The 12,356-nt window shown below is 72.7% G+C and carries 7 protein-coding genes and 2 tRNA genes; all 9 read left to right on the plus strand.

The window, feature by feature from the left end:
• Positions 1-2,396: 2,396 nt before the first annotated feature.
• A complete protein-coding gene (dnaN, locus tag G446_RS0109835; RefSeq protein WP_026410011.1) occupies positions 2,397-3,530 on the plus strand; it encodes a DNA polymerase III subunit beta in 1,134 nt (377 codons plus the stop codon).
• Positions 3,531-3,549: 19 nt separating this feature from the next.
• Positions 3,550-4,788, plus strand: a complete 1,239-nt coding sequence (recF, locus tag G446_RS0109840) for a DNA replication/repair protein RecF (RefSeq protein ID WP_026410012.1) — start codon at positions 3,550-3,552, stop codon at positions 4,786-4,788.
• Positions 4,785-5,408: a DciA family protein gene (locus G446_RS0109845; protein ID WP_026410013.1), complete on the plus strand. Its 624-nt coding sequence runs from the start codon at positions 4,785-4,787 to the stop codon at positions 5,406-5,408. The genes recF and G446_RS0109845 overlap by 4 nt, the downstream gene beginning before the upstream one ends.
• A gap of 226 nt (positions 5,409-5,634) precedes the next feature.
• Positions 5,635-7,692, plus strand: a complete 2,058-nt coding sequence (gene gyrB / locus G446_RS0109850) for a DNA topoisomerase (ATP-hydrolyzing) subunit B (protein WP_034470010.1) — start codon at positions 5,635-5,637, stop codon at positions 7,690-7,692.
• A 54-nt stretch (positions 7,693-7,746) separates the two neighbouring features.
• Positions 7,747-10,380: a DNA gyrase subunit A gene (gyrA, locus tag G446_RS17270; protein WP_034470012.1), complete on the plus strand. Its 2,634-nt coding sequence runs from the start codon at positions 7,747-7,749 to the stop codon at positions 10,378-10,380.
• Positions 10,377-10,898: a DUF3566 domain-containing protein gene (locus tag G446_RS0109860; protein ID WP_026410015.1), complete on the plus strand. Its 522-nt coding sequence runs from the start codon at positions 10,377-10,379 to the stop codon at positions 10,896-10,898. Before gyrA ends, G446_RS0109860 begins: the two co-directional genes overlap by 4 nt.
• A 49-nt stretch (positions 10,899-10,947) precedes the next feature.
• Positions 10,948-11,021 (plus strand) — tRNA-Ile (locus G446_RS0109865).
• A gap of 301 nt (positions 11,022-11,322) precedes the next feature.
• Positions 11,323-11,398, plus strand: a tRNA-Ala gene (locus G446_RS0109875).
• 750 nt (positions 11,399-12,148) lie between these two features.
• Positions 12,149-12,356, plus strand: a 208-nt coding sequence (locus G446_RS0109880; RefSeq protein WP_026410016.1) for a transposase, incomplete at its 3' end; no start/stop codon positions are given.

The raw sequence follows: 12,356 nt of genomic DNA on the forward strand, positions 1-12,356 counted from the left end.
CACCCCGCCGCCGCCGCACCCCGCCGACCCCGGGCCGGTGGCGAGACGCTCCGGCGAGAACCCGCCCCGGACGCCGTCCCAGGCGCCGTGCGAGCCCTCGCCCCCGGGGGAGTCGAATTGGTGATGTCACCTCAGGTCGCATTGCGCCAGGTGGGCTCGCAAGAATCGAGCGCAGGCGGATTCCGTCGCGCTGGACTCGCACGGCGCGAGGTGGGATGGACTGCGTCGCGCTGAGCTCGCATTACGCAAGCTGGGACCGGTCCGAACCGGCCCCGGGCCCGGGATCTCGTTGAGGAGACTATCGGAATTACGCAAACCAACCCCGGGCCAACCTGGCTTCGGGTCCCGCCAGCCGGGTCCGGGCAGGCCCGGAGTCGGCGGCGGGCGGCTCCCCGGTGCGGCCATGATGACGCGGGTCGGGCGCGCTGTCAGGGCCGGGCCCCGTCGCCGTACCCGTGCGGGTCCTCGGGGCGCCGAGCCCGGCGACCTGGTCACCGCTGTCTCGTCGCCGTGCCCGTGCGGGTCCCCGTCCCGGCGTCGGTGCGCTCGTTCGCGCCGGCCTCACGGACGAGGGCGGGCGGGACGGACCACGCCGCGCCCCTCGTCCGCGCCGTCGGGGAGGAGCCCCGCGGGAGCCGCACCGCACGCCCCGCACGCCCCGCCCTCCGCGAGATCGTCGCTTGACCCGCGAGATCGCCGGGCAACCCGCGAGAACGTACCCCGGGCAGACGTTCTCGCGGGTTATGTGACGTTCTCGCGGACCGACCGGAGCGGATCGGGATGGAGCGGGGACCGGAATCGGGTCGCGACGCCCCCGGCCGGTGCGGCCGACTCAGCATCGGCGCGGATCCGGCTGATGCGGGCCGGACCCGGGGCGGTGCGGTGATTCCCGCGGGGCGACCGGCTGGCGGCCCCCGCCGTCGCGGTCCGAGCCGGTGTCGATGACGGTCCGGGCGCGGTGGAGGCCTCCGGCGGCCCCGCCGTTGCGGCCTGGGGCGTCGGCGGGGCGGAAAAAGGTGGACGGCGCGTATCTTTCGGGTGCGCGGCGGCCCCTGCGCGTCCGGGGAATGGCGTCATTGCGCCACTTCGGGACGGGAGGAGCGCGGGGCGGAGGGTGAAAGATATGCGCCAGCCACCCTTTTGAGCCGCCGGATCGCTCCGCCACCGGCCCGTCCACGCCCGCGCCGAGACGGACGGGGCGAACGGGACGGGTGTGGCGACGGCCCCGCGTGCAGCGGCGTCCACCGGCCCGCCCGTGCCCGCGTTGAGCCGGGAGGCCCTTACTGCGTCGTGCGCAACGGGTGCGAGGGCGGCCCGCGCCCGCGTTGAGCCAGGAGGCCCTCCAGCTCCGACCCGATCCTGGTCCGCAATAGCACTCCGACGATGTCCACCATCCGAGCACCCCGGTCGGGACGGGCGCCCGGATGGGGGCGCCCGGATGGGGCGGAGGCGGGGGCGTCGTCCCTGCGGCTCCCGCCCGCCTCGGATCGACCCCCACGGCTTCGACCGGACAGCGCGGCCCGGGGCGAGCGGGTGCCGTACCGGGCTGCGCGCCCACGGCGATCGCGCCGACGGCACGGCCCGGGGCGAGCGGTGTCGCGGGAGCACCGCGGTGAGCCGCAGCCGAAGAGGAGGAGCCGGCCCCGCCCTCCCGCACGGGGACCTGGATGCGGACCGCCCAGCTGGCCCGGCGCGGCAGTGCCCGCGCCTCCGGCGAGGGGAGGCGCGGGCACCTCCACAACGGCGCGTCCCGCCCCTCCACCCCTGTGGATCCGCTCTCCACCCCTGTGGATAACCCTGGGGACAGACGGTGGATAAGTCGGGTTCGAGGTGTGGATCACTCGGACCCCGCTGGGGATACTCGAGGGCGCCTCCTAGTTTTATCCACCGGCACCGCCAGTAGTCCACAGAACTACACATCTGTAAGTCCACACCCTCAACCCCCGGGATGACGCCGCAAACTGGGGTTTTCCCCAGAATCCACACCTCCTACAACACCTACAAATTACTAATTCACGAGATGACCCATGAACTGCCAACGAAGGCGATCCGGGCCCAGCTTCGAGGTCGATGCCGCTCCGACGCCGGTCCGGGACGGCCCCGGGCGAGCCCGGCGCAGACCGGCGCGAGCCGGGGGCAAGCCCGGGACGAGCCCGGAACCAGCCGGGGCGAGGACTGCGGCGCCTTCCGTCGGCACGCCCCGGACGAGTGCTTCCACCGGCACGCCCCGGACGATCCGGACGATCCGCTCCCCCGCCACCGCCCGCCGCGCCGTCGTCATCGGCCTGCAACCCGCCGCGAATGGACGTGGATGCGGCCTGTGCGTCTAGACTCCCTACGGATCGTCCTGCCCACTCGCGCGGGCGGGACTTGCGCAGCGCAGACAGGAGTGCACAGTGAAGCTCAGGGTTGACCGCGACGTCCTTGCCGAGGCCGTCACCTGGACCGCCCGCTCCGTGCCGGTCCGTCCCCCGGTACCCGTCCTGGCCGGTGTGCGCCTCGAGGCCGACGAGGGCTCCCTGGTCCTGGCCTCCTTCGACTACGAGGTCTCGGCCCGCTGCCAGGTCCCCGCCGACGTCGAGGAGGGCGGCGTCGTGCTCGTCTCCGGCCGCCTGCTGGCCGAGATCGCCAAGTCCCTGCCTGCCAAGCCGGTCGACCTGGAGGTCGAGGGCACCAAGGTCGCGGTCTCCTGCGGCTCCGCCCGCTTCTCCCTGGCGGCCATGGCGGCCGACGACTACCCGGCGCTGCCGGCCATGCCCGGCGTGGCCGGGACCGTCGACGCCCACGACCTGGCCCAGGCCGTCGCCCAGGTCGTCATTGCCGCCTCCCGCGACGAGACCCTCCCGCTGCTCACCAGCGTCCAGATGCAGGTCGAGGGCGAGCGCCTGACCCTCATGGCCACCGACCGCTACCGCCTGGCGGTGCGCGAGATGACCTGGTCGCCCCAGGACGCGGGCCTGACCACCCACGCGCTCCTCAAGGCCCGCACCCTGTCCGACGTCGCCAAGTCCCTGACCTCCACCGGCGACGTCACCGTGGCCCTGACGGAGGCCGGCGCCTCGTCCAGCGGCCTCATCGGCTTCGAGGCCGGCGGGCGGCGCACCACGAGCCTGCTGACCGACGGCGACTACCCCCCGGTCCTGCGCCTGTTCCCGGAGGAGACGACGATCCACGCCGCCGTCGGGCGCGAGGAGCTCATGGCCGCGGTGCGCCGCGTGAGCCTCGTGGCCGACCGCTCCACGCCCATCCACATGTCCTTCACCGGGGACGGCCTGGCCCTGGACGCCGGGACCGGCGACGACGCCCAGGCCTCCGAGCGGCTCGACGCCCACCTCGACGGCCAGGACATCTCCACGGCCTTCAACCCCGGCTACCTCCTCGACGGCCTGGGCGCCATCACCCGGCCCTACGTCACCCTCGACTTCACCCACCCGTCCAAGCCGGCGGTGCTCACCGGCGTCAGCGAGATCGGCGGCGAGGCGGACCCCTCCTTCCGCTACCTCATCATGCCGATCCGCTTCGGCGCCTGAGACCGGCGGGCCCGCGCCCGTGCACGTCTCCGACCTCTCCCTGGAGGACTTCCGCTCCTACCGCCGGCTCGTGGTCTCCCTCGAGCCCGGGGTCACGGCCCTCATCGGCCCCAACGGGCAGGGCAAGACCAACCTCATCGAGGCCGTCGACTACCTGTCGGGCCTGTCCAGCCACCGCGCGGGCGCGGACACCGCGCTCGTGCGCCGCGCCGGGCCGGGGGACGAGCAGCCCGGCGGGGCGGTGCTGCGGGCCCGGGTCGTCCACGGCCGGCGCCCCACCGTCATGGAGCTGGAGATCATCGCCGGCCGGGCCAACCGGGCCCGCCTCAACCGGGGGTCCGTGCGCCCCCGCGACCTGCTCGGCGTGCTGCGCACCGTCCTGTTCTCCCCCGAGGACCTGGCCCTGGTGCGCGAGGAGCCGGCCGGGCGCCGTCGGCTCCTCGACGACCTGGCCGTCACCCTGCGGCCCGCCCTGGCCGGCGTGCGCGCCGAGCACGACAAGATCCTCGCCCAGCGCGCCGGCCTGCTCAGGTCCGCCCGCGCCGCCCGGACCCCGACCGCCTCGATGCTGTCCACCCTGGAGGTGTGGGACGCCCAGCTCGCCGCGGCGGCCTCCCGCCTCATCGCCGCGCGCGTCGACGTCGTCGAGCGCCTGCGCCCCTGGGTGGCCGGCGCGTACGGGGCGGTCAGCGCGGACCCCTCCCCCGCGTTCATCGCCTACCGCTCCAGCCTGGCCCTGCACGAGGGCGCTCCCGAACCCGACCCGCGCACCGGCGGTGCGCGCACCGACGGGGGCCGTCCGGAGGTCGAGGCCGGGCTGGCCGACGCCGGCGCCGTCGCCGCCCGCCTGGAGGCGGCCATGGGGGCGCTGCGCGCCAGGGAGATCGACCGCGGCGCGAACCTCGTGGGCGCCCACCGCGACGACCTGTCCCTCTTCCTGGGCCCCCTGCCCGCCCGCGGCTTCGCCTCCCACGGCGAGCAGTGGTCCCTGGCGCTGGCCCTGCGCCTGGCCTCCTACGAGATGCTGCGCCACGACGTCGACGCCTACGGGGGCGACGGCGAGCCCGTCCTCCTGCTCGACGACGTCTTCTCCTCCCTGGACGACGCCCGGCGCCGGGCCCTGGCCCGCCTCGTGGCCGGCGCCCAGCAGGCGCTGGTGACCGCCGCCTCCGAGCACGACGTGCCCGGGGAGCTGGCCGGGGCGCGGTGGCGGGTGGACGGGTCGGAGCTGAGCCGTGAGCCCGGGGCCGAGCCGTGAGTGAGGATCCTCTCCCCCCGGGTGAGGACGTCGACGCCCTGGCCCTGCAGATCCTGGCCCGCGCCCAGGCGCGCGCCCACCGGGGCGGCGACGCGCGGCGCTCGCTCGCCCGCGGGGCCGCCGGGGCCGACGGCGTGGCCGCCTGGGACGCGCCCCGGCGCCGTCGGCCCCGTGCGGACGAGGACCCCGAGCTCGACCGCGGCCCCGGCCTGGCCCCCGGCCGCGACCGCCCCGGGCCCACGCGCTTCGACCCGCGCCCGGGCGGCGCGGACCTGCGGCGGGCCTTCGCCGAGCGGGGCTGGGCCGGCAAGCTGGCCATGGCGCAGCTGGCGGTGCGCTGGTCCGAGATCGTGGGCCCCCAGATCGCCGAGCACGCCGAGGTCGTGTCCTTCGAGATCGGCCGCCTGGAGCTGCGGGCCTCCTCCAGCGCCTGGGCCCAGCAGCTGCGGCTGCTCATGCCCACGATCCAGCGGGCGGTGGACGAGGAGATGCGCCGCGCGCGCCCGCGCAACCCCCCGCGCGTGGAGATCCGGGTGCTGGGGCCGAGCGCGCCGGACTGGACGCGCGGGCGCTTCGGGCCCGTGCGGGGCGCTCGCGGACCCCGGGACACCTACGGGTGATCCTGCCCACGCCCCGCAACGCCACGCGCCCGCCGGCGCGGCCGGGCCCGCCAGTAGGGCTAGAATCGCTCTGGAATCGCCCATGGTGCGCCCAGGGCCTTGCGGGGGTACCCACCTACATGCCACGGGGGCAGGCCCTGTCAGCCGCCTTCCAGGGGCGGTGGCGGGTATCCGTCCGGCGCACAGAACGAGGAGCAGCGAACACGTGTCTGACCAGGATCAGCCTGTGACCACACCCGCCGACACCGCCCCCGCCGACACGGGCGTCGGGCAGGGATCCGCCGACTACGGGGCCAGTGACATCACCGTCCTGGAGGGCCTCGAGGCCGTTCGCAAAAGGCCCGGCATGTACATCGGATCCACCGGCGAGCGCGGTCTGCACCACCTGGTGTACGAGGTCGTGGACAACGCCGTGGACGAGGCCCTGGCGGGCTTCTGCGACCACATCGAGGTGACCATCCAGGCCGACGGCGGCCTGAGGGTCGTCGACAACGGCCGCGGCATCCCCGTCGACGAGCACCCCACCGAGCACAAGCCCACCGTCGAGGTCGTCATGACCATCCTGCACGCCGGCGGCAAGTTCGGCGGCGGCGGCTACGCCGTCTCCGGCGGCCTGCACGGCGTGGGCATCTCCGTGGTCAACGCCCTGTCCACCCGGGTGGACACCGAGGTCCGGCGCCAGGGGCACGTGTGGCGCATGAGCTTCGGCGGCGGCGGCAGGCCCATCACGCCGCTGATCAGGGGCGAGGCCACGGAGGAGACCGGCACCACCCAGGTCTTCTACCCCGATCCGGCGATCTTCGAGACGGTCGTCTTCGACTACGAGACCCTGCGCCGCCGCTTCCAGCAGATGGCCTTCCTCAACAAGGGCCTGCGCATCACGCTCACCGACGAGCGCGAGGGCGTCAACGACGAGGGCGACGAGATCACCGGCGACGCGCTGGGCCCGGCCGACGACCCCGTCAAGGGCCGGCGCGCCGTCACCTACTGGTACGAGCACGGCCTGCGCGACTACGTCGCCTTCCTCAACCGGTCGAAGAAGGTCGAGCTCGTCCACCCCGAGATCATCGACTTCGAGGCCGAGCGGGCGCTGGACGCCGCCCGCGGCATCAGCCTGGAGATCGCCATGCAGTGGACCAGCGCCTACTCCGAGTCCGTCCACACCTACGCCAACACGATCAACACCACCGAGGGCGGCACCCACGAGGAGGGATTCCGCACGGCGCTGACGACCCTGGTCAACAAGTACGCCCGCGACAAGGGCCTGCTCAAGGACAAGGACGACAACCTCACCGGCGACGACATCCGCGAGGGCCTGACCGCCGTCATCTCCGTCAAGCTCTCCGAGCCCCAGTTCGAGGGCCAGACCAAGACCAAGCTCGGCAACACCGAGGCCCGCACCTTCGTCCAGCAGACCGTCTACGAGCGCCTGGGCGACTGGCTCGACTCCCACCCCGCCGACGCCAGGGCCGTCATCACCAAGGCCACCCAGGCCGCCGCCGCGCGCCTGGCCGCCCGCAAGGCCCGCGAGGCCACCCGCCGCAAGGGGGTGCTGGAGTCCGCCTCCATGCCCGGCAAGCTGCGCGACTGCTCCTCGCGCGACGCCGCCGAGTGCGAGATCTTCATCGTCGAGGGCGACTCCGCGGGCGGGTCCGCCGTCGGCGGGCGAGACCCCGAGCACCAGGCGATCATGCCCATCCGCGGCAAGATCCTCAATGTGGAGAAGGCGCGGCTGGACCGGGCTCTGTCCTCCGACACCATCCGCTCCCTCATCACCGCCTTCGGCACCGGCATCGGCGAGGAGTTCGACATCTCCAAGCTGCGCTACGGCAAGATCGTCATCATGGCCGACGCCGACGTCGACGGCCAGCACATCGCCACCCTGCTGCTGACCCTCCTGTTCCGCTACATGCGCCCCCTCATCGAGCAGGGCCACACCTACATCGCCATGCCGCCGCTGTACCGCCTCAAGTGGTCCAACGCCGATCACGAGTTCGCCTACTCCGACGCCGAGCGCGACCACAAGCTCAGGGCCGGGGCGCAGGCCGGCCGCCGCCTGCCCAAGGACGGCGGAATCCAGCGCTACAAGGGCCTGGGCGAGATGAACGACCACGAGCTGTGGGAGACCACCATGGACCCCGCGGCCCGGATCCTCAAGCAGGTCACCCTCGACGAGGCCGCCGACGCGGACGAGACCTTCGCGATCCTCATGGGCGACGACGTCGAGCAGCGCCGCTCCTTCATCCAGCGCAATGCCGCCGACGTGAGGTTCCTCGACATCTGAGCGCGCCGCGCCGATGCCGGAACCCGACCCGCACCACTTCAGCAAAGGACAGCCGTGAGCGAGACCACCACCGAGCTCGAACCCGCCCGTGACCGCATCCAGCCGGTCGACCTCCAGATGGAGATGCAGCGCTCCTACCTCGACTACGCCATGAGCGTCATCGTGGGCCGGGCCCTGCCGGACGTGCGCGACGGCCTCAAGCCGGTCCACCGCCGCGTCCTGTACGCCATGTACGACGGCGGCTACCGCCCCACCGCCTCCTTCTCCAAGTCCTCGCGCGTCGTCGGCGAGGTCATGGGCAACTACCACCCGCACGGCGACGCGGCCATCTACGACGCCCTGGCGCGCCTGGTCCAGTGGTGGTCCCTGCGCTACCCGCTGGTGGCCGGGCAGGGCAACTTCGGCACCCCGGGCAACCTGGGGCCCGCCGCGCCGCGCTACACCGAGTGCAAGATGGCGCCGCTGGCCATGGAGATGGTCCGCGACATCGACGAGGACAGCGTCGACTTCCAGGACAACTACGACGGGCGCAACCAGGAGCCGGTCATCCTGCCGTCCCGCTTCCCCAACCTGCTGGTCAACGGCTCCGAGGGCATCGCGGTGGGCATGGCCACGCGCATCCCCCCGCACAACCTGCGCGAGGTCGCCACCGGCGTCCAGTGGTTCCTCGACCACCCCGGCGCCTCCCGCGAGGAGCTGCTCGAGGCCCTCATCGCGCGCATCCCCGGTCCCGACTTCCCCACCGGGGCCACCATCCTGGGCCGGCGCGGCATCGAGGACGCCTACCGCACCGGCCGCGGCTCCATCACCCAGCGGGCCGTGGTCAGCGTCGAGGAGATCCAGGGCCGCCAGTGCCTGGTGGTCACCGAGCTGCCCTACCAGGTCAACCCCGACAACCTGGCGGACAAGATCGCCCAGCTCGTGCGCGACGGGCAGGTCGGCGGCATCGCCGACATCCGCGACGAGACCAGTGGTCGCACCGGCCAGAGGCTCGTCATCGTCCTCAAGCGCGACGCCGTGGCCAAGGTGGTCCTCAACAACCTCTACAAGCGCACCCAGCTCCAGGACAACTTCCCGGCCAATATGCTCGCCCTGGTCGACGGCGTGCCGCGCACCCTGAGCCTGGACGGCTTCGTGCGCCACTGGGTGGCCCACCAGATCGACGTCATCGTGCGCCGCTCCCGCTACCGGCTGCGCCGGGCCGAGGAGCGCCTGCACATCCTCCAGGGCCTGCTGACGGCCATCGACGCCCTCGACGCCGTCATCGCCCTCATCCGCCGCTCGCCCACCACCGACGAGGCGCGCAGCGGGCTCATGGGCCTGCTCGGCGTCGACGAGGTCCAGGCCGAGGCGATCCTGTCCCTCCAGCTGCGCCGCCTGGCCGCCCTGGAGCGCCTCAAGATCCAGACCGAGGCCGAGGAGCTGCGGACCAGGGTCGCCGACCTGCGCGACATCATCGCCTCCCCCGAGCGCCAGCGGGGCATCGTCTCGGGCGAGCTGGCCGAGATCGTCGACAAGTACGGCGACGAGCGCCGCACCCGCATCGTGCCCTTCGACGGCGAGATGAGCATGGAGGACCTCATCCCCGAGGAGGACGTGGTCGTCACCATCACCCGCTCCGGCTACGCCAAGCGCACCCGCACCGACGCCTACCGCTCCCAGCACCGCGGCGGCAAGGGCGTCAAGGGCGCGGCCCTGCGCGAGGACGACGTCGTCGACCACTTCTTCGTCACCACCACCCACCGCTGGCTGCTGTTCTTCACCAACCTGGGCCGGGTCTACCGCGCCAAGGCCTACGAGCTGCCCGAGGGCGGGCGCGACGCCAAGGGCCAGCACGTGGCCAACCTGCTGGCCTTCCAGCCGGGCGAGGAGATCGCCCAGGTCATGGAGCTGGGCGACTACGGCCAGGCCGACTACCTCGTCCTGGCCACGCGCCGCGGCCTGGTGAAGAAGACCCGCCTGAGCGAGTACGACTCCAACCGCTCCGGCGGCGTCATCGCCATCAACCTGCGCGCCAACGGGGACGGGGTCAGCGACGAGCTGGTCTCCGCCTCCCTGCTCAGCGCCGGCCAGGACCTCCTCCTGGTCTCCCGCGGCGGGCAGTCCCTGCGCTTCCGCGCCGACGACGAGACCCTGCGGCCCACCGGCCGCGCCACCAGCGGCGTGACCGGCATGCGCTTCCGGACCGGCGACTCGCTGCTGGCCATGGACGTCGTCGACCCGCAGTGGGGCGACGCCGACCTGTTCGTCGTCACCGAGGGCGGCTACGCCAAGCGCACCGCCGTCGCCGACTACCCGACCAAGGGGCGCGGCGGGCTGGGGGTCAAGGTGGCCAACCTGGTCGAGGAGCGGGGCTCCCTCGTGGGCGCGCTGGTGACCGCGCCCGGCGACGAGGTCCTGTGCATCATGGCCTCGGGCAAGGTCGTGCGCTCGGCGGTGGCCGAGGTCTCCCGCACCGGCCGGGCCACGCAGGGCGTGACCTTCGCCAAGCCCGACGACGGCGACCGCATTATCGCCGTGGCCCGCAGCGCCGAGCGCGAGCTCGACGACGACCGGGCGGACGGCCCCGGGGAGCCCGGGGAGGAGAGTGAGGAGGGCATCGTTCCTTCGTCGCCCCTGGGACCTGCGCGGGGTGGCGATGACGCGGTATCGTCGGGCGACGGCACCGACAGTGAGGAGCAGGCATGAGCCAGCCGGCGTCCTTCCCATCCCCGGGTGGGCAGGCTGAGAACCAGGGCACCGCCGCCTTCGCGGCCGACCCCATACAGGCCCAGAACGGCGGAGCCGACGCCCCGGCGTCGTCCAAGGATTCGAAGAAGGGCAAGAAGACCGTTGCGGGTCCGCGGCGCGTGCGTCTATCGCTCACGCGCATCAACCCACTCTCCGTCATGAAGGTCTCCTTCCTGCTGAGCGTGGCGGCGGGGATCATGCTCGTCGTGGCGACCGCCTTCGTGTGGTTCATGCTCGACGCCATGAAGGTGTTCTCCACCATCAAGGAGCTGGCGAGCACGGTGCTGAACTCCGACTCCAACGCCTACACGGCGCTGCTGGAGTACCTCAAGCTCTCCCGGGCGATCTCAATGGCCACGATCATCGCGGTCATCAACATCATCCTGGCGACGGCGCTGTCCACCATCGGCGCGCTCCTGTACAATGTGACGGCCGCCTTCGTCGGTGGGGTTCATCTCACACTGGCGGACGAGTAATCCGATTTGGTCGCCTGAGACCGCGTGGGTTAATCTCATCCGGTCGCACGGGCCTATAGCTCAGTCGGTTAGAGCGCATCCCTGATAAGGATGAGGTCGCTGGTTCGAGTCCAGCTAGGCCCACCGCCCGCGGTGGGACGATGGGAGGGTTCATGAGGAACCGGATGCTCGTTTCGGCCGCGGTTTTCTCGTTCGTGGGGGTGCTCGGCTACGTCGCGTGGCTCCGCTGCGAGGGCGGGCGCCTCGAGCGCGCACCATGGACCGAGGTTCCCGATCCGCCCGGCCGCTGACCGGACGGGCGGGCGCTGACCGGACGCGCACCGGCGGGCGCGGCCACTGCGGCCGAGAGCCGGGGCGATCGCGGTCGAGCCGGTCTGACGGGGCGCAGAGCCCGGGCTCTCCAACTTCATATCACCGCCCCACAGGGGCCATGGCGCAATTGGCAGCGCACCTGCTTTGCAAGCAGGGGGTTACGGGTTCGAGTCCCGTTGGCTCCACCACCTTTTCCCCATCCTCCCCCTGTTCTTCCACCGGGCCTCCCCTTCCGACCCCCTGCGCCTCCCCTCCGGGTCCCCCTCCCCTATGCCCTCCGTCGGGGCTCTTCTTTCCCCTGTGAGACCTCCTCCCTGTGGCTCTTCTTCCCCTAATGCCCTCCGCCGGGGGCTCTCTCCGCCCATCTGCTCGCTCGTGAGGGCGGTGCGGTCGTCGTCGTTATGGGGTGCGGCGGTCGGCGGCGAAGCGGGATCCCGGGCGGGTGATAGCGCTCACCGCACTGGCGCCGCCCGTGCTGCTCGGGCGGGGCGGCTCCGCTCGGGCGGGGCGGCTCCGCTCGGGCGGGCGACGCCGGCGACGCCGGAGCGTCTACTGCGCCCCTTTCCCATCCCGCGGAGTCGAGCCGCCGCATCGTGCGCCGCGCCGATGCGGTCGGTGTCCTCCTTCGCGGCGAGCCCTCATACGACCAGGGCGCCGCCTCGCCGGAACCGTCGAGGACGGGGATGTGGGACGGCGAGCCCCCAACGCGTCGGAGCCCTGTGGACTTCGACGCCCCGCAGGCTCCCGACGCCCTGTGGATAACTCTCTCCGGATCCTGGCTCGGAGATGCCTCAGGTCCTCCTCGCGTTCGAACAGCAGGGTGCGTCTCTTAGTGTGGTGGCAATTCCCGCGGGGCTTCCGCCCGGGGTCGTCGGCACGGGCGGCGGGCATCGTGGGAGCCCTGTTCCTCAGCCAGATTCACAAGGAGTGCACCCACGATGCCCGCCACGAACCAGTCTGCCGTGTCCACGCTGATCCGGGAAGTCCTTGCCGACCCGGATCTGGCTCACGATGACGTCTTCCGCCGCCTGCTCCAGGCCGGGCTGCAGGATCTGGTCGACGCCGAGGCCGCCGCCGTGATCGGCGCGGGGCGCTACGAGCGCACCCCGCATCGCACCAACAGGCGCAACGGCACGAGGCCCAAGA

The organism is Actinomyces dentalis DSM 19115 (genome assembly GCF_000429225.1).
Taxonomy (GTDB): Bacteria; Actinomycetota; Actinomycetes; order Actinomycetales; family Actinomycetaceae; genus Actinomyces; species Actinomyces dentalis.

Bases quoted from the DNA above. Each gene is read 5' to 3' on its own strand.
- G446_RS0109860 (WP_026410015.1), top strand. From the start codon at position 10,377: ATGAGCCAGCCGGCGTCCTTCCCATCCCCGGGTGGGCAGGCTGAGAAC.